General features: G+C 65.7%; 16 protein-coding genes and 2 pseudogenes. 2 read left to right on the top strand and 16 right to left on the bottom strand.

The window, feature by feature from the left end; translation table 11 throughout:
- Nucleotides 1-19 precede the first annotated feature (19 nt).
- The 15 genes and pseudogenes from DTA22_RS17485 to DTA22_RS17415 all read right to left on the bottom strand — a co-directional run.
- Nucleotides 20-799: a crotonase/enoyl-CoA hydratase family protein gene (locus DTA22_RS17485; RefSeq protein WP_112300255.1), complete on the bottom strand. Its 780-nt coding sequence runs from the start codon at nt 797-799 to the stop codon at nt 20-22.
- On the bottom strand, nt 796-1,560 hold the full coding sequence (locus DTA22_RS17480; RefSeq protein WP_112300254.1) for an SDR family NAD(P)-dependent oxidoreductase: 765 nt from the start codon (nt 1,558-1,560) through the stop codon (nt 796-798). Before DTA22_RS17480 ends, DTA22_RS17485 begins: the two co-directional genes overlap by 4 nt.
- A gap of 81 nt (nt 1,561-1,641) precedes the next feature.
- Nucleotides 1,642-2,790, bottom strand: coding sequence for an acyl-CoA dehydrogenase family protein (locus DTA22_RS17475; protein ID WP_037234698.1), 1,149 nt, complete (start codon nt 2,788-2,790; stop codon nt 1,642-1,644).
- 49 nt (nt 2,791-2,839) lie between these two features.
- Entirely contained in the window at nt 2,840-4,030 is a 1,191-nt protein-coding gene (locus tag DTA22_RS17470; protein ID WP_112300253.1) for a CaiB/BaiF CoA transferase family protein, read from the bottom strand.
- Nucleotides 4,027-5,349, bottom strand: coding sequence for an MFS transporter (locus tag DTA22_RS17465; RefSeq protein ID WP_081792441.1), 1,323 nt, complete (start codon nt 5,347-5,349; stop codon nt 4,027-4,029). Before DTA22_RS17465 ends, DTA22_RS17470 begins: the two co-directional genes overlap by 4 nt.
- 192 nt (nt 5,350-5,541) lie before the next feature.
- Nucleotides 5,542-6,543 carry a LysR family transcriptional regulator gene (locus DTA22_RS17460; RefSeq protein ID WP_174233811.1) on the bottom strand — a complete coding sequence of 334 codons (1,002 nt, stop codon included), beginning with the start codon at nt 6,541-6,543 and terminating at the stop codon, nt 5,542-5,544.
- A 19-nt stretch (nt 6,544-6,562) separates the two neighbouring features.
- Nucleotides 6,563-7,510, bottom strand: a complete 948-nt coding sequence (locus DTA22_RS17455; RefSeq protein WP_255309482.1) for a LysR family transcriptional regulator — start codon at nt 7,508-7,510, stop codon at nt 6,563-6,565.
- A 109-nt stretch (nt 7,511-7,619) separates the two neighbouring features.
- On the bottom strand, nt 7,620-8,669 hold the full coding sequence (locus DTA22_RS17450; RefSeq protein ID WP_112300251.1) for an ABC transporter substrate-binding protein: 1,050 nt from the start codon (nt 8,667-8,669) through the stop codon (nt 7,620-7,622).
- Nucleotides 8,653-9,468, bottom strand: a complete 816-nt coding sequence (locus DTA22_RS17445; protein ID WP_245973410.1) for an ABC transporter ATP-binding protein — start codon at nt 9,466-9,468, stop codon at nt 8,653-8,655. Before DTA22_RS17445 ends, DTA22_RS17450 begins: the two co-directional genes overlap by 17 nt.
- A gap of 47 nt (nt 9,469-9,515) precedes the next feature.
- Entirely contained in the window at nt 9,516-10,364 is an 849-nt protein-coding gene (locus DTA22_RS17440) for an ABC transporter permease (protein WP_112300249.1), read from the bottom strand.
- An 83-nt stretch (nt 10,365-10,447) separates the two neighbouring features.
- The gene (locus tag DTA22_RS17435) at nt 10,448-11,233 is read right to left on the bottom strand and encodes a TauD/TfdA dioxygenase family protein (protein WP_112300248.1); all 786 of its coding nucleotides are present in this window, start codon (nt 11,231-11,233) and stop codon (nt 10,448-10,450) included.
- 269 nt (nt 11,234-11,502) lie between these two features.
- Complete coding sequence (locus DTA22_RS17430; RefSeq protein ID WP_245973411.1) at nt 11,503-12,873, bottom strand: MFS transporter; 1,371 nt, start codon at nt 12,871-12,873, stop codon at nt 11,503-11,505.
- Between the two features lie 204 nt (nt 12,874-13,077).
- Entirely contained in the window at nt 13,078-13,872 is a 795-nt protein-coding gene (locus tag DTA22_RS17425; protein WP_037246064.1) for a TauD/TfdA dioxygenase family protein, read from the bottom strand.
- A gap of 194 nt (nt 13,873-14,066) precedes the next feature.
- Nucleotides 14,067-14,786, bottom strand: a complete 720-nt coding sequence (locus DTA22_RS17420) for a GntR family transcriptional regulator (protein ID WP_245973412.1) — start codon at nt 14,784-14,786, stop codon at nt 14,067-14,069.
- A gap of 190 nt (nt 14,787-14,976) precedes the next feature.
- Nucleotides 14,977-15,267: pseudogene (locus tag DTA22_RS17415) on the bottom strand (NAD(P)(+) transhydrogenase (Re/Si-specific) subunit beta); the annotation flags it as partial.
- A gap of 2 nt (nt 15,268-15,269) precedes the next feature.
- Between DTA22_RS17415 and DTA22_RS36795 the strand changes: the two are divergent.
- Together DTA22_RS36795 and DTA22_RS17405 are read left to right on the top strand one after the other, a co-directional pair.
- Nucleotides 15,270-15,401 (top strand): annotated as a pseudogene (locus tag DTA22_RS36795) (carbohydrate ABC transporter permease); the annotation flags it as partial.
- Nucleotides 15,402-15,452: 51 nt separating this feature from the next.
- Nucleotides 15,453-16,538, top strand: a complete 1,086-nt coding sequence (locus DTA22_RS17405; protein ID WP_037231183.1) for an ABC transporter ATP-binding protein — start codon at nt 15,453-15,455, stop codon at nt 16,536-16,538.
- Nucleotides 16,539-16,603: 65 nt separating this feature from the next.
- Here DTA22_RS17405 and DTA22_RS17400 read toward each other — a convergent pair whose 3' ends face one another.
- Nucleotides 16,604-18,253, bottom strand: a complete 1,650-nt coding sequence (locus DTA22_RS17400; RefSeq protein WP_112300247.1) for an AMP-binding protein — start codon at nt 18,251-18,253, stop codon at nt 16,604-16,606.
- Nucleotides 18,254-18,358 lie beyond the last annotated feature (105 nt).

Here is an 18,358-nt window from a genome sequence, read left to right as displayed (position 1 = left end):
GTTCTCTCGTTCTCGGTGATCACGTCGCGGTCCAGACCGCGGCACGGCGTTCGGTGAATGCGGCGGCGCCCTCGCGGGCGTCGTTGGAGTCGAACACCGGCATCACGATCTGCCGGGTCCGTTCGAAGGCATCGGCCGGCGGCCAGCCGGGAGACTCGTCGACGACCTTCTTACTGGCCCGCACTGCGAGCGGCCCGTTGCCGGCAATCTCCTCGGCGAGTTCGAGCGCCGCCGCCAGCACCCCGCCCTCCGGGGCCAGCCGGTTGACCAGGCCGAGCGGGTGCAGCTGCGCGGCGGTCATGCTCTTACCGGTGAGCACCATTTCCAGTGCCACCGCGCGGGGCAGCCGGGCGGGCAGCCGGGTCAGTCCGCCCGCGGCGGCGACCAGACCACGCCGGACCTCGGGCAGGCCGAACGTCGCGGTCGGCGCGGCGACGACGAGGTCCGCGGCCAGAACGATCTCGAATCCGCCGGCGAGGGCAGGACCGTCGACTGCCGCGATGAGGGGTTTGGCGGGGGTGGCCTCGACGAGACCGGCAAACCCCCGGCCCTCGACGCGGGGACTCTCGCCCCGCAGGAAGGACTTGAGATCCATACCGGCGCAGAAATATCCGCCGGCTCCGGTGATCACGCCGACCCGCAGGTCCGGATCGGAGTCGAGCAGCTCGACCGCCGCGGCGACCGCCTGTGCGACCGCGCCGTTCACCGCGTTGCGCGCGTCGGGGCGGTTGAGCGTGACCACCAGCACCGGTCCCACCCGCTCGGTCAGCACGACCGGTGCGGGTGTCTCGTCGGTCACCGGGGTGCCATCCGGATCGCGCCGTCGAGGCGGATCGTCTCGCCGTTGAGCATGCCGTTCTCGATGATGTGCGCGGCCAGCGCGGCGAACTCGGAGGGCTCGCCGAGCCGCTGCGGGTGCGGAACCGAAGCGGCCAGGGCGTCGCGGATGTCGTCACGAGCATTGAGCAACAACGGGGTTGCGAACACCCCGGGCGCGATGGTGCATACCCGGATCCCCACACCGGCGAGGTCGCGGGCGGCGGGCAGAGTCATCCCTACGACTCCGGCCTTGGACGTCGCATAGTTGATCTGCCCGATCTGCCCCTCGTAGGCAGCGACGGAGGCGGTCAGCACACACACGCCGCGGTCGCCGTCGAGTGGTTCGTTCGCGGCCATCGCCTCGGCCGCGAACCGCAGCACGTTGAAGGTGCCGATCACGTTGAGCCTGATCACCGACTCGAAAGGCTCGAGGTCGGCGGCCTTGCGATCCTTGGTGAGGACGCGCATGGGCCTACCGCGGCCGGCGCAGTGCACGACGGCCCGCACCGGGCCGCTCTCGGCGGCTGCGGTGAAGGCTGCGGCGACGGCGTCCCCGTCGGTCACGTCGGTCGGCACGAACCGCGCTGCCGCGCCAAGCGCGTCGGCCTGCTCGGCCCCGGACGAGCCGGGGAGGTCGAGCAGGGTGACGGTGGCGCCGGCCTCGACCAGGCGGGTCGCGGTGGCCAGTCCGAGTCCGGATGCGCCGCCGGTGACGACGGCGTTGATGTCCTTGATCTGCATGGAGAAGGTCTTTCGGGTTGTCCGGCCGCGTGGCGTCCGGGGTGGGAACGGTGTGTGGCCCGCCGGGGCGGAATGGGATGCCTACAGACCCATCGACTTCGAGATGACGCTCTTCATGACCTCGCTGGTGCCGCCGAAGATCCGGGTGACGCGGGCGTCGGCGTACAGCCGCGCGATCGGGTACTCGCTCATGTAGCCGTAGCCGCCGTGCACCTGCAGGCACTTGTCGATGACCCGGGCCTGCATCTCCGTGCAGAACAACTTCACCTTGGCCGCGTCGGCGGGAGTGAGGGTGCCGCCGTCCAGCGCGATCAGCGCCTGGTCGACGAGCGCCTGGCCGGCCTGCAGTTCGGTCGCGCACTCGGCGAGCACGAACTTGGTGTTCTGGAAGTCGGCCAGCGGTTTGCCGAAGACCAGGCGTTCCTTGGCGTAGTCGATGGCGAGGTTCACCGCGGCGGTCGCGGTGGCGAGACCGGTGATCGCGATCGACAGCCGCTCCTGCGGCAGGTTGTGGGCGAGCATCTTGAATGCCGCGCCCTCCTCGCCGAGCAGGTTCCGGGCCGGCACGCGGACGTTGTCGAACGTCAGCTCGGCGGTGTCGGACGACTTCATGCCGATCTTGTGCAGGTTGCGGCCGCGGATGAAGCCGGGCATGTCACCCTCGACGACCAGCAACGACAGGCCTTTGCGGCGGTTCTCGGGATCCTTCGAGGTGCGCGCCACCACGATCACCAGGTCGGCGTTGATGCCGCCGGTGATGAAGGTCTTGTTGCCATTGAGGATGTAGTCGTCGCCGTCGCGGACGGCGGTGGTGGTGACGCCGGCCAGGTCGGAACCGATGCCCGGCTCGGTCATCGCGATCGCGCTCACCAGGCTGCCGTCGGCGAAACCGGGGAACCAGCGGTCGCGCTGCTCCTCGCCGGCGTACTCGAGGAAGTACGGCAGCACTGTGTTCAGGTGGACCTGGAACCCGCCGAGCGATGCTGCGGCATAACCGATCTCCTCGTAGACGACGGTGTTGAACAGGAAGCTGTCGATGCCGCCGCCGCCGTACTGATCGGGGATCTGGAGGCCGTTGATTCCGATCTCTGCCGTCTTCTTGTAGAAGTCGCGGGGGATGAAACCGGCGGCCTCCCACTCGGGCAGGTTCGGGGTGATCTCCTTGGCGATGAACTGGCGGACGGAGTCCCGGAAGGCTTCGTGGTCTTCGGTGAAGATGGTGCGTTGCATGGTGAATCCTCTTTTGTGAAAGTGGGGGGCGGCAGGTGGGTGCCGATGTCTAGCCGACGCCGACGATCTTGTCGGCGACCAGCGCGTCGACCGTGGCGGCGGGATAGCCGAGTTCGGCGAGCAGTTCGGCGGTGTGCTGGCCGAGGTCCGGGTCGCCTTCGCTGGACAGCTTGGCCACGCTGCCCAGGTGCCAGGGCGATCCGAGAGCGGTGTTCGGGACCCCGTCCGCGCCGCTGACCTCGAGGAACAGTCCGGACGCGTTCACGTCCGCGCTCCGCATGGCCTCGGGATAGGTGTTGATCTTGCCCGCGACAACGCCGTTGGTGGTCAGAAGTTCCATGGCCTCGTCGCTCGTCATCGTCGAGAATGCGCTCCGCAGTTCGACGAGCATCGCCTTGCGGTTTGCCACCCGCAGGGTGTTGTTCGCGAAGCGCGGGTCGTCGGCGACGTCGGGGCGCCCGATGAGGCGACACAGTCGGGTGAAGTGCACATCCGAGTAGGCGGACAGGACCAGGCTGCCGTCCCTGGTCGTCATCACGTCCGCGGCGGGGGCGATACTGGGCTGACCGTTGCCCTTGCGGACAGGCTCCTCACCGGTGATCAGGTACTGGCCCCAGTTCGTGCCCTGCAGGTGGATCGCGACCTCGAGCAGCGACACCTCGACGGTGTCGCCCTCGCCCGTGCGGAGCCGGCGCACGTAGGCCGCCAGGATCGCCTGGGCGCAGACGTAACCGGAAGCGGCGTCGACGATTTGGGCCCCGACCTTCTGCGGCTCGCTGTCGGCCTCGCCGGTGACCCACATCATCCCACTCTCGGCCTGCGCCGCGATGTCGAGTCCGGGCCGGTACTTCGACGGTCCGTGCAGGCCGAATCCGCTGACCGTGGCGTAGACCATCCAGGGGTGCTCCGCGAGGACATCCTCGGCGCCGAGGCCGAACGACTCCATGACGCCCGGGCGCAGGTTCTGCACCACGATGTCGGCGCTCGCGATCAGCTTTCGCGCGATCTCCTGTGCCTGTGGGTCTTTCAGGTCCAGTGCCATTGCACGCTTGCCGCGGTTGTAGTTCTGCAGCATGGCCTCGCCGGCCGGGCCGATGCCGCGGGCGGACTCGCCGTGCAGCGGCTCGACCTTGATCACGTCGGCGCCGAGGTCGACCAGGATCTGGGTGGCGGCCGGGGCGGCGATGAACTGTCCGAAGTCGACGACGCGAACGCCGTCCAGGGGCTTGTCGATGTTCATGCTGCCTCCTCGACACTGCGGCGGATGCGGGCGATGTCGCGGTCCGGGTTGACCAGGAACACCGCGATGATGCTGCCGACGACCATCAGCGCGCCGCTCATCAGGAAGCCGCTGGCGTAGCCGGAGATCTTGTCGGCTGTACCGCCGACGGTGAAGCCGAGCACGAGCGGCGCGATCATGCCGGAGATGCTCGACACCGCGCTGAGTCCACCGAGGACCATGCCGCGCTTCTTCGACTGCACGACGTCGGCGATGGCCGACAGCGCGACACCGAATGCTGCCGTGTTCAGCGAGAAGGCCAGGGAGACGAGCAGGATCTGCACCGGGCCCTGCGGCAGCACGGTGAAGCCCATCATTGCGGCGCCTGCGCCGCCGATCAGCACGGCCGAGAGGTATCCGCGGGCAACCTTTCGGGAGACACCGCGCGCGATGAGGCGGCTGGAGAACCAACCCGCGGCGATCGCGCCTGCCGCTGCGAACCCGTAGGGGAGCATTACCAGGCGGCCGGTGGTGAGTGTGTCGTAGCCGAGTCCGTCCTGGAGGTAGACCGGGAGCCAGGCCACCTTCAGCGTGGTGGACCAGTACGAGCAGAACATCAGCAGCGCGATGCCGAGCACGGTGCCGGTGCGAAGAATCGTCTTGTACGGGGCGTCGACGGTGTCGACGACGATCGTGGTTGCGGTCTTCGCGGCCGGGGTGTTCTCCTCGGGGGCGCCGCGGCCGAAGATCATCCAGGCCACCGCCCACACCAGACCCATCACGATGAGGATGTAGAACGCGGCGTGCCAGTCCCAGCGGACGATGATCCAGGTCAGCAGGGGTGCGGCGATGAGGGTGCCGATCGAGGCACCGGCGGTGACGAATCCACTCGGCATCGCTCGCTTCTCGGGCGTGAACCAGGAGTGCACGGCGTGGTTGGCCAGCGCGTACGCGGGACCCTCGGCGAAGCCGAGCACGATCCGGCAGGCGACCAGCACACTGAAGCTGACCGTGCCGAGCAGCGGGGCCATGGTGGCCACCCACGTCAGCATCAGGCCGGCCATCAGCCAGCGCAGGCTCACCTTGGAGGACAACCAGCCGAAGAACAGGGCACCGACGGCGAACAGCCAGAAGAAACTGCTCTGGATGATGCCGAACTCCTGCGGGCTCAGGCCGAGGTCCTTCTGGATCTGCACACCGGCGAACGCGATGACGGACTTGTCCGCGTGATTGATGAGCATGAACACGACCAGGAGGCCGACGACGATCCAGGCGCGTCGCATCGGCGCCGATCTGGTGTGCCTGGCCGACGTGGTCGTCGGCGATGATGTCTGGGTCATAGGTCCTCTTCGTGGAACGAACCGTCGCGATGATGTGCGTGGCGTGTGAACCGGTCCGGATGGATTCCGCAGGCGACCGCCTAGGTGATCGAGCCGGGTTCCGCCGCAACGGTGTGATCAGGTACACACCATTCAAGGCGCGAGAATCGATCAGGTCAAAGACCAGAAAAGTAGGAAAAGTACTGCGATTACCTATGAGTCGATGCTGCCCGCGATGTCCTCGCGTATCTGGCGGTCGGACTCGGCCCGCGTCAGCTTCGCCGCGTCCACGAGGGACGTACCGGAGGCCATGTGCGCGGCGATGGATGCGGCGAACTCCTCGAAGGACGCGCGAGCACATGCCAAGAATTGCGTGGACGCCTCGGTGATCCGGCCGGGACGGCGGACCACACCCATACGGCGGGTGAGCCGCGGCGACAGTTCGCGCACCACCCCGCCACGCAACATCGCGTCGAGTCCACTGCGCAGGGCGACGATCGATACGCCGCCGCCCGCGAGGACGATCGGAAGCACGGCGCCACGCTGACGCACCTCCACCGCGACGTCGGGTTCGACTCCGTGCAACCGCAGCGAGCGATCGATGAAGTCCCGGGTCGCCGTTCCCCTTTCGCCCATGACGAACGGAACACGAGTCAGCTCCTCGATGGGCACCGGATCCGGCCACCGTGCGTCGGTGCCGGGCGGACACACCAGCACGAGCTGCTGGTCGATCAGCTCCTCCCCGACGAGGCCCTCGGTCGGCAGCGGTAGAGCAAGAACACCCAGCTCACACGCCCCCGACCGGACCAAGGACACAACATCGGCAATCTCGTCGCGCTCTTCGATGTGGAACCGGACGTCGGGGTACTGCAGGCGGAATTTCGCAACCCATACCGACAGCGGATCGGAGGACAGGTCCGACAGTGAGGCGATGTCGATCCGGCCGCCGCGCATCGCCCCGACGTCGCGTACCGCGTTCTCGGCCGATTCCACCTCCCGAAGGATCGTCCGCGCCGGGCCGACGAGTGCCTCGCCGGCAGGGGAAAGTACCAGGCCTCGGCCGACGCGATGGAACAGCTCGACCCCGAGGTCCTTCTCGAGCTTGCGGACCACCTGCGACAACGAGGGCTGCGCGACGTGCAACTGTGTCGCGGCCCGTGTGACCCCGCCACAATCGACGACGGCGAGGAAGTACTCCATCTGACGCAGGTCCATACCCCGAATCTAGAGGGAGCTACACCTCGTCGTGGGCTACTCCGGGACCGACGGCCGGTTCCGGGCCTGGGGACGGTGCGGCGAGGGCGAGGAAGTCACCGGCGGAGCCCCGAATGCGGGTGCCACTTCGCCAAATGGCGTGCAGCGATCGGGTCAGGTCCAGATCGGCGAGCGGGACCTCGATCAACCGTCCGTCGCGCAGTTCCTGCCGCACGGTCAACTCACTGAGTACGGCGGCGTACTCGCCCCCACTGACCGCCACCTTCACCGCAGTATTCGAGTGCAGTTCGATCGCTGGAGGCGACATCGTTGCGCCCATCGCACGCTGCAGCGTTTCCCGGGTTCCCGAGCCACCTTCACGGGTGGCGAGCGGCAGCTCGTCCAACTCGCGAGCAGACAGCGGCCGACGACAGCACGCCAGCCGATGCAGAGGTGAGACGACCAGCACGAGGCGGTCTCGGCCGACCGGGACGCTGCGCAGATCGCTGGGAACGTCTGGAGATTCGATGAACCCCAGGTCTATCTCGCGCGCACGCAGTGCCGCGATCACTCCTTGCGAATTGGTAACGCGCAGCTGCACTTGGGGCCACTCGCCGTGCCGGCGAAACTCGGCCAGCCATGTCGGCACGAGAGACTCCGCGACGGTCTGGCTCGCCCCGATATTCACCGTCTCGGTGGCCTGCGCTGTCAGCGCCCGGGCGCCGCCCACGAGGGTATCCGCGGCGTCCACGACGCCGCGAGACCAGTCGGTCACCATTCGGCCGTGCACGGTCAACTCCGCACCCCGGGTCCGGCGATCGATCAGTTCCAGCCGCAGCTGTTCTTCCAATGCCTTGATTCGCCTACTCGCCGACGGCTGGCTGATCTGTTCCGCACGGGCAGCTGCCGAGATGCTGCCGAGATCAGCGACCAGCACGAGCATGCGCAATGATTCGAGATCGATTACCGGCCGCAATCTTTCAGACACAGTCGACCCTTTCGCATAGCGATTACTCTCACGCGTTGCTACAGATCTGCCCCTGCGGCCGCCGCCGGGAGAGACCTACTCCCTCGAACATGCGGGAGCATTCACTGCCTCAGGCACATTCGGGCATGACGGCTTGCTCGAAGGAAAGACCCGAACTCCCGTCGCCGAGGATCCAGTCGACGTTCGCGGTCCACGTGGCTTCATTTATCGTCGGACTCCAGGACAGATGTGTTTTGTCCCAGATCCGTCCGGCGCTCTCCGCCGGAATCCGCAGCAAGGTCGCCAGGGACTGCACACCGGACCCACGGTTCGCGTCGTCTGCGATCCAGTCGGCGGCCTTGTTCATCGCGGTGCAGAATCCGTTGAGGATTTCCGGGTTCTGCTGCGCAAACTCTTCGGTCGTCGTCCAGAACGTCTGCAGTCCCACATCGCCCAGCTCGCCTGCCGTGCCGTCGAACGGGCTCGCCAAGGTACGGAATTCGATGCCGTGGTCCTCCATCGTGACCACGGTGGAGGTCGAACCCACAGTTGCGTCGACCTTTTTGTTGCGCACCGCTGGCTCCATCGTCGCGCCGGCCCCCACCGCGACGTAGGTCACGCTATCCGGATCCACACCGTTACCGGAGAGAACCGTGCGGGCGAACCTCTCCGAGGCGCTCCCCCGTTGAACGACGCCGATCTGCTTTCCGCGTAGAGACGTGACATCGGTTATCCCGCTGTCGGCGGGAGTGACGAGTGACATGTCTATGTGCCCGAAAGGTGGTATCGCGGTGATCTGCTGCCCCTGATTCATCGCACCCATGACGTTCTCGGGTGTCCCGATCGCGATCTGGGTCGTGTTCCCGATCAACGCCGCCGTGAGCTGGGGCCCCGAGGGTGCGGTGACAGTTTCGACCTGGAGACCTGCCCCTTGGAAGAAACCCTGTTCCTGGGCGATCGTGTACGGGAAACTGAGCGAGTTGCTCTCCATACTGCCGATCGTGATGGAAGTGAGCCCGTTCTCCGACGTGGGTGCGGTGCCGGCGGAGCCGCACGCGACCATCGAGCTGAGCAGGGCTAGTGCCCCTGCGATTGTGATTGCGGAACGCTTGTCGAGCATCTGGGTCTCCTGCTTGTCGGGACGCTTGGTTGCCGAGAATGATTCAGTGCAGTCGTTCACGCAGGCGTTCGTATATCGCCTGGTACCGAGGGTCAGCGGAAACCGTGGCGAGTTCTCGTGGCCGTGGGATGTCCACCTGTACGTCGTCGAGGACCTTCCCCTCCCCCATCAGCACGATCCGGTCGGCGAGGGCCACCGCCTCACCCAGGTCGTGGGTGACGAAGATGACGGTGCGGTGCGCTTCGCGCTGCCACAACTCGAGGAATTCCTTCTGCACCGACATCCGGGTGTTGACGTCCAGTGCGGCGAAGGGTTCGTCCATCAGCAGCACCTCCGGGTCCAGCGCCCAGGTTCGTGCCAGTGCCACGCGTTGCCGCATTCCCTGGGACAGCTGCCACGGCCACAGATGCCCAGCTTCCTCGAGGTGAACCGCCTGCAGCCACCGCCGCCCCAGCGCCCTGCGCTCCGCCCGGCGCACGCCCCGCAACTCGAGCCCGTACTCGACATTGCGCAACGCGCTGCGCCACGGCAGCAGGGCGTCGCGCGCCAGCATGAATCCGAGATGCGACCGCGCATCCCGCGGTGTCTTTCCCATAACGGATACCCTGCCCGCAGCGGGGTCGACGAGACCGGCCGCCATGTTCAGTAATGTCGTCTTGCCGCAACCGCTTCGGCCGACGATGGCGATGAATTCGCCGGCCGGGATCTGTAGGTCGATTCCGGACAACACGGTCCGGGTGCCGCCCTGTGGAGCCGGATAGGTTGCTTCCACGCCTTCGAACTCGATCGCGTTCCTGCCCGGATCCGCAGGCGAGCCGACCCCGGCGGAACGTGCTGCATGCCGTGCGGTAGAAATCATGGACATCTCATGTGCTCCAGACTTGTCTTTTCCGATGACAGGATTGGTCATCGATCAACTGGGGGCTGCCACCGCAGGAACCAGCGCTCGGCGTGACTCATCGCCTGGTTGAGTACCACTGCGATCAGCGCCAGGAACAGCAGGATCGCGTACACCGCCTCCATCCGGAACGTCGCAGAGTATGTGGCGACCAACTGGCCCAATCCGTTTCGGGCCGAGATCAGTTCGGAACCGACCACGCCGAGCAGGGAATAGATCAGCCCCAACCGCAGCGCTGCGAAGATCGCGGGCGTCGCGACCGGAATGAGTACCTTCAGAAACATCTGAGACTTCGTGGCCCCCAAGACAGTGGAGAGGCGCAACCATTCCGCGTCGGTGGATCGCACCCCGGCGCGTGCTCCGGACATCACGATGAAGAAGACCAACGTCGAGGCCAACGCAACCTTCGCCGAAGTGTTGATGCCGAGTGCCACGATGAACAACGGCGCGAGGGCGATCCGCGGCATTGCATTGGCCGCATCGAGATACGGAGTCAGCACTCGCTCGACGCGGGGTAGCAGTCCCAGCGCGACACCGAAGACGACGCCGATAGCGCCTGCCACGATCCACGCGATGAGAACTGCGACCATGGTGTACCGAGTGTTGGTCCACAGCTCGCCGGACTTCGCCGCCGTTACCAGGTACTCCCACGACTGTCCCGGTGTCTTCGCGAGTACCGGGTCCAGCCACTCGTGTTCTGCCGTGAGTTGCCACAGTCCCAGCCACGCGAGGCCGAGGAGGATCTGCGCTCCCCGCACCACCAGCGACTCCCGCGACACCTTCCAGGTCCGGCGTGTGGGTTCCGCCGCGCTCGAGGATGCCGTCGCGTTCACCGAGGTCTGGTCGAGAACTTGCATGGGTTTGCTCCAGTCAGTATGTACCGCAATCGAATTCGAATCGGAAACATCGGGTGTCGGCGGCGAGCGGGTGGTAGGGGCTCCTACGCGGGGACCTCGCCGCGGAGGGTGATGCGGTTGAGGACTCGTTCCTGGGTGCCGTAGCCGTGGATCGCGTAGTGCATGGTGCACCGGTTGTCCCACATGACGAGGTCTCCGTCGCGCCAGGCGTGGCGGTAGACGTTGTCGGGGGTGACCGAGCTCTGGTAGAGGTATTCGAGCAGGGGTTCGCTTTCCTGCCGGGTCCAGCCGTCGATGCAGGCGTTGTCCCGGTGTCCCACGAATAGGGCCTTTCGCCCGGTCTCGGGGTGGGTCCGCACCAGCGGATGCACCGCGGTCGGGGTGTCCTGCTCGGCGACGTTGAGCATGCGGCCGAGCCGGATGCCGCTGAATCGCACCATGAGTCCGTCGAGGGTGTCTTTCAGTGCCGGGGACAGTCGTTCGTATGCGAGGTACTGGTTCGACCACATCGTGTCCCCGCCCACCGGGGTGGTGATCGCCGAGAGCATCGTGATCTTCGGTGGTGCCGCGGTGAACGATCCGTCGTAGTGCCAGGCTTCGGTGGCGGTGGTCTCCTTCTTGACGTTGGCGACCTGAAAGATCTCCGGGTGCCCGTCCAGCGGGTTCAGCATTTCGGTGACTACCGGCTCGCCCCACAGCCGGGCAAATTCGATCTGCGCCAACGGCTTTACGTACTGGTCCCGGAATACGAGCGTGCAGTGCTCGCGGAAGGCTGCGCGCAGCGTCTCCACGGTCTGGTCGTCGATGGGCTCGTCCAGGCGAACGCCGTCCACTGCGGCGCCGATGGATCCGGTCAGGGGGGGTGACACAAAGCTTCACGAGGGCTCCTCGATTTCGGCTGATTCTTCACGATTCGAATGTCCGGCACAGGCCGGATGAGTGGTGCCTGTCACAACGTAACAGGAATCACAATTTATGTCGACAACAATTTTGGTCAGTGTCGACTGTGGTGAATAGCGCAGGACTACACACCAATTGACGTAACGTCAGCCAATCGCCCGTGCTGGATTCGTGTGCGATGACCGAAGCCGGGTGACCGCGCGGCCCCGCATACTTGTTCGGCTGTGTTGCGCCTTCGTCAGGACCTGTCGTCGGCGCTGGTCAGCGTATCGATCGCTGCGATCCGGGCACGATCACGCTCGGGATCGACCGTCAGCGCCATCACCACGGCGCCGATGATCGCCACGACACCGAAGATCTGGAAAGCCGTCGTGTACCCCTCTGCCGGCGTCGTCGCCGCATCGACGAGGTGACCGGTGAGCCACGGCGCGAGGATGCCCGAGGTCGAAAACAGTGCGGTGAACACGCCCAGAGTGGATGCGACCTGACGTTCAGGACTGATGTGTGCCACCGCGACATTCATCAGCGGGTAGCTGGCCACCCCGGCTCCGTATCCCGCGACCACGAGGAACACGGCCAGCCACGCACTGTGTACCAACGGGATGGAGGCCAACATGACGCCACAGGCGAACAATGCCACCACCGACACCATTCCGCGCGAGACCCGCACTGTCATCCCCCTGCCGGCGAGTCGATCGGTGATGAAGGACACCAACAACATCGACGCCATCCCGGTCACACTCGGCAGTGCGAAGAGCAGTCCCGAGTCGACCCGGCTGAAACCCAGCCCCTGCTCGAAGTAGGAAGGCAGCCAGGTGAGAATCACCGCAACCATCCCGTAGATGGCGAACATGCCGAGCACCCCACCCCAGAAGGTGGGTAATGCGGCGATTCGCAGGAAACTCACCCTTGTCACGTTGCCGTCAGGCGCACCGGACCGGGCCACCTGCCGTGCACTGCTCACCGAATACGGCCCGTCCTTGCCGACAACCAGCCACACCGCCGCCCACACCAGGCCGACGATCATCAGGGTCCAGAATGCGGCCTTCCATCCATATGCCGCGACGATCACCGTGAGCGCGGGTGCCATCAATATCTTCGACAGAGACGTTCCGGAACTGACCACCGCGGACGGAAGGCCGCGTTTGCTCTTGGGGAACCATCCGAACACCGCCACGTTGTTCAACGCGCCCGCGGGGCCTTCCGCGGCGCCGAGCAGTACGCGGCTGACGATCAGCGCGGTGAACGTGCCCACGAGCAGTACCGGGATCTGAACCAGTGACCACAGCAGGGCCAGAGCCAGCAGCACCCAGACGATGCGTACTCGGTCGGCGATGAATCCGCCCACCAGTCCGGTGATGACGAACAGGACGTAGAAGGCACTGCCCAAGAGTCCGATGTCCGCGTTCGACAGTCCCAGATCCTCGGACAGCGGTCGGGCGACGATCCCGAGTACTGCCTTGTCTGCGAAGTTGATCGTTTGCAGAATCATCACGAGGAACGTGATACTCCATGCGGTGCGGGCGGTCGGAGCGCTCACCGCCGGGGCGACCCTTCTGCCGCCGTCGGCGGGGTCGTCTGCCCGTTCGGTGTCGTCCGGGAGTGCCATGAACACATCCTCTCCCTTCGTCGTCGAGATGCAAGCAGTCTCGCTCGGCACCTTCCACGACCGATCCGAGAGTGCCGATCCGCCCGGCGCTGCGGTCGCGCTCACCGAGGGGCGATCGATTTCTTGCATTGCTGCTCCAATCAGTGAGCACCGCGTCTGGATGTGCGCTACGCGGCCGCGGCGGCGAGCGGGTGGTAGGGGCTCCTACGCGGGGACCTCGCCGCGGAGGGTGATGCGGTTGAGGACTCGTTCCTGGGTGCCGTAGCCGTGGATCGCGTAGTGCATGGTGCACCGGTTGTCCCACATGACGAGGTCTCCGTCGCGCCAGGCGTGGCGGTAGACGTTGTCGGGGGTGACCGAGCTCTGGTAGAGGTATTCGAGCAGGGGTTCGCTTTCCTGCCGGGTCCAGCCGTCGATGCAGGCGTTGTCCCGGTGTCCCACGAACAGGGCCTTTCGCCCGGTCTCGGGGTGGGTCCGCACCAGCGGATGCACCGCGGTCGGGGTGTCCTGCTCGGCGACGTTGAGCATGCGGCCGAGCCGGATGCCGCTGAATCGCACCATGAGTCCGTCGAGGGTGTCTTTCAGTGCCGGGGACAGTCGTTCGTATGCGAGGTACTGGTTCGACCACATCGTGTCCCCGCCCACCGGGGTGGTGATCGCCGAGAGCATCGTGATCTTCGGTGGTGCCGCGGTGAACGATCCGTCGTAGTGCCAGGCTTCGGTGGCGGTGGTCTCCTTCTTGACGTTGGCGACCTGAAAGATCTCCGGGTGCCCGTCCAGCGGGTTCAGCATTTCGGTGACTACCGGCTCGCCCCACAGCCGGGCAAATTCGATCTGCGCCAACGGCTTTACGTACTGGTCCCGGAATACGAGCGTGCAGTGCTCGCGGAAGGCTGCGCGCAGCGCCTCCACGGTCTGGTCGTCGATGGGCTCGTCCAGGCGAACGCCGTCCACTGCGGCGCCGATGGATCCGGTCAGGGGAGTGACACAAAGCTTCACGAGGGCTCCTCGATTTCGGCTGATTCTTCACGATTCGAATGTCCGGCACAGGCCGGATGAGTGGTGCCTGTCACAACGTAACAGGAATCACAATTTATGTCGACAACAATTTTGGTCAGTTCTGCACACACCGACCGGTCGAGCGACAACGTCCCGACCTGCGGTCGAGGAAAAGCAGGCGCGAGGGCCAGGAATCAGATGGCGCGCCGGTCTCCGGCGTTCTCCTCGGACGCTGCGAGCTCGCGAAGTGCGGAATCACGGACGCTGATAATCCGTTGCTCGGCAAGTTCGACCGCGAGGTCGGCGTCGTGCTCGACGATCGCGTTGTGGAGAGCGCGCCAGCGCTTGGCGAACTTCGGCAAGTCGCGGGGCGTGGCGGACAGACCGACGCGCACATACCGAAGGGTCTGCAAGGAGACCGACTGCAACAGCTCCGCCACGATGCGATTGCGCGAGACCTGCGCAACGGTGCTGTTCAGCAGAAATGTGGCGACCGCGTAGGCATCGACCGACTCACGCGCCCCTTGCAGCACCCGTGGCATGTTGGCGTCGAATACCGCCTTCAGATCCTCCGGCTGCTCCAGCAGTTCTTGGCGCAGCAACATCACGTAGAGGGCGGCGCGGACGTCGAACAGATCGCGAACGTCCCCCGCACACAGGTCCGTCACCACCGCACCCCGCCGAGACTGGAAGTGCACGAGTCGGTCACGCTCGAGAATTCGCAGCGCCTCGCGCACAGGTGCCCGACTGACCTCCAGCACTGCACTGATGTCCTGCTCGAGGAGGCGTTGGCCCGAGTCCACATGGCCGAGTGTGATGACCCCTGCGAGCTTCGCCGCTATCTGCTCGGCGAGAGACGCCGCCACACCGGCCGCGCCCCGGTTCCTGAGCACGGCCTGCTCCACCGCGAGCATCAGCTCGTTCTGCGGAACCAGCAGCGTGGAAAGGTCCGGAAGATCCTGCGTCTTGATCCGACCCATCGCGAACCTTTCTGCCGTGTGCGGTCAGTTCCTTCACAGGCTAGTCTGCCGCGAAGGCGCTTCGCGCCCGTGCGTGGTTAGCGAGTCTCTGGACTCGTCAACCACGCACGGGCGGCGGAGCCGCCTACAGGGCCTTGAGTTCCTCGGTGACCTCGGCGACCGACTTCTTCGCGTCCCCGAACAGCATGGAGGTGGTGTCGGCGAAGAACAGCGGGTTGTCGATGCCGGCGAACCCGGAGTTCATCGACCGCTTCAGCACGATCACCGACTTCGACTGATCCACGTTCAGGATCGGCATCCCGTGAATCGGCGACGACGGGTCGTTGCGGGCGGCGGGGTTGGTGACATCGTTCGCACCGATCACCAGGGTGACGTCGGTGCGGGCGAACTCGTCGTTGATGTCGTCCATTTCCTTCCATCACCGGCGAGGGCCTGTACTGGGCCCGGCTGTCGGCGGCGGCGACGCTGGCGGCGCTCCCGGTCATCCTGGCCGGCTGGATCGCACAGAACAAGCTGGTCCGCGGCCTGTCCTTCGGTGCGATCAAATGATCACCCCGGCAACCACTTCCCCCGACTTCGATACCCACAAGAGGAGCAATCATGGCTGACATCGCGTACAAGGGCGCATCCTGCATCTACGAGAACGCCGACACGCTGGCGGTCGATACGCTCGACCTCGACATCGAAGACGGCGAGTTCATCGTCCTCGTCGGCCCGTCCGGCTCCGGCAAGAGCACGGCGCTGCGGATGCTCGCCGGCCTCGAGGACATCGACGAAGGCACCATCGAGATCGGTGGCAAGGACATGGTTGGGGTGCCGTCGAAGGACCGCGACATCGCGATGGTGTTCCAGAACTACGCCCTCTATCCCAACAAGACGGTGGGCGAGAACATGGGCTTCGCGCTGAAGATGCGCGGAGTCGGTGTGGAGGAACGTAAGAAGAAGGTGGCCGATGCCGCCAAGCTGCTCGACCTGACCGACTACCTCGACCGTAAGCCCGGCAAGCTGTCCGGCGGTCAGCGCCAGCGCGTCGCGATGGGCCGGGCGATCGTGCGTGAGCCGCAAGTGTTCTGCATGGACGAGCCGCTGTCGAACCTCGACGCCAAGCTGCGCGTCCAGACCCGCACGCAGATCGCGGCGCTGCAGCGCCGACTCGGCACCACGACCGTGTACGTCACCCACGACCAGGTCGAGGCCATGACCATGGGCGACCGGGTAGCCGTCCTCAAGAACGGCAAGCTGCAACAGTTCTCGGCTCCCACCGAACTCTACGATCGCCCGAAGAACGCGTTCGTCGCCGGATTCATCGGCTCACCCGCCATGAATCTGATGACCATGCCGCTCGTCAGCGACGGGGTGCGCCTCGGAAATTCGACGCTCGCGCTCGAACGCGACCAGCTGTCGGCGCTGCACGCGGCCGGACTGGAGACCGTCACGGTCGGTGTGCGTCCCGAGCAACTGGAGTTGTCGACCGGGGAGGGCGGCATCGAGGTGATCGTGGACCTGGTCGAGGAACTTGGGAGTGAATCCTACGTGCACACCCACATCGCCGGCGACGGTACGCAGCTGACCGCCCGGTCGCTGACCCGCACCCCCGCGCGGCTGGCCGACACCGTGTCGCTGCGCAAGCGGGACGGAGCGGTGCACCTGTTCCACCCGGAGACAGGGGAGCGGATCGGCGACTAGAGCGTGCGTGGGCGCGGGCTGATCCGAGATCGGGTCCGCGCCCACCCTGTTGTCCGGACATCGAATCAGCTGTTGGACAGCCGTTCCGGCGCCATCTTCTCGTCGAGGTGCGTGGCGGTCAGTGCCCCGGACGCTATCTCCTGCTGCACGCGGAATTTCTGGATCTTGCCGGTGGGCGTCATGGGGAGTCCGTCGGTGAAATACCACAGCGAGGGCGTCTTGTGTGCGGCGATTCGGTCGCGGCACCAGGCCTTCAATTCGGTCGCGTCCGGCGGATTGGCCGGGTCCGTGGGCCGCACGACGGCGCCGATCTGCTCGCCCCACTTTTCATCCGGAACCCCGACGATCGCCACGTCGGCCACGTCCTGGTGCTGGAACAGCAGTTCTTCGATCTCGCGCGGGTAGATGTTGAGTCCGCCCCGGATGATCATGTCCTTGAGGCGCCCGGTGATCCGCAGAAATCCTCGTTCGTCCATCGTGGCGAGATCGCCCATGTACAACCATCCGTCGGCGTCGATCGTCGCTGCCGTTTCGTCCGGCATGTCGGAATATCCGAGCATCGTCTGGTAGCCGCGACAGCATATTTCACCCTGCTCGCCGATCGGCACGACCTCACCGGACACGGGATCGATGATCTTCACTTCCAGCTCCGGCAGTGGCTGGCCCACGGTGGTCGCTTGATCGGCAGGGTCGTCGGTGACCCGGGTCTGGCTGATGACTCCGTGCATCTCGCTCTGCCCGAACAGAATCGTGAACTGGCAGTCGAGTTCGTCGATGACCCGTTCGACCAGCGACTGGGGAACAGCGGCGGCTCCCGACAGTACGGTGTGGAGGCTCGACAGGTCACGACTTCGGCGATCCGGATGCTCGAGAAGCGAGATCAGCATCGTCGGGACCATCAGTGAGTGTGTTCCGCGACAGGTTTCGAGCATTTCGAGCATCAGTGCGGGTTCGAAGCCGGGCAGCACGACATAGGTTCCGTGCGCGGCGAACGTCCCGAGTTCGGTGACGGCGCCGCCTCCGATGTGGTACATCGGCATCGCGTTGACGCAGACGACATGGTCCACCATCCCGGCCCTCTCGAACACGAAGGTGGCTTCGTTGACGATGCCTTTGTGATGCAGCAGTGCCCCTTTGGGGAATCCGGTGGTCCCGGACGTGTATTGGATCTGCACCGGTGCGGTGGCCGTGACGACGGGGAACTCCGTTGCCGGATCGCCTGTTGCGACGAACGCTCGCCACTCGCTCGTCGGGACGACCGTGCGGAGGTAGGGCAGCGACGGCCGGACCTTCGTCAGAACTTTCGTGAGGTCTGTGCCGCGATAGCTCTCCCGGTAGAAGAGCCCGACACTGCGGGACTGCCGCAGGATGTACTCCAGTTCGTGGGCGCGGTAGGCGGGATTCACGCCGACCACCACCATCCCGGCCATTGCGATCGCTTGTTGCAGGATCACCCAGTCGGCGCTGTTGGGTGCCCAGATCGCGATCCGGTCGCCGGGTGCGAAGTGGGCGAGCAGTGCCCTGGCCGCATCCTCGACGTCGGCGAGGAGTTCACGGTACGTCCATTCTCGCCGATCGGCCGCATCGGGAGAGCCGTCGACGAGGGCGAGGCGGTCGGGTTCTGCTGTCGCGGCCTCGCGCAACAGGTCGCCGACGGTGATGTCGCGGACGCCTGAGCTCGGTGTCGCCGGCCAGAGAGACTTTTCGAGGGGCATGATGCAGTCCTGCCTTCGGGCTGTGCGGTGTGCTGGGGAGTTGGAGGTGGGGCGAGTGAGCGCCCGCTGCCGGGAAGTCGGAATCGGCTGCCAAGTGCTGACCCG

It is taken from the genome of Rhodococcus wratislaviensis (assembly GCF_900455735.1).
GTDB lineage: Bacteria > Actinomycetota > Actinomycetes > Mycobacteriales > Mycobacteriaceae > Rhodococcus_F > Rhodococcus_F wratislaviensis.
This window is presented reverse-complemented; position numbering and strand designations above follow the sequence as displayed.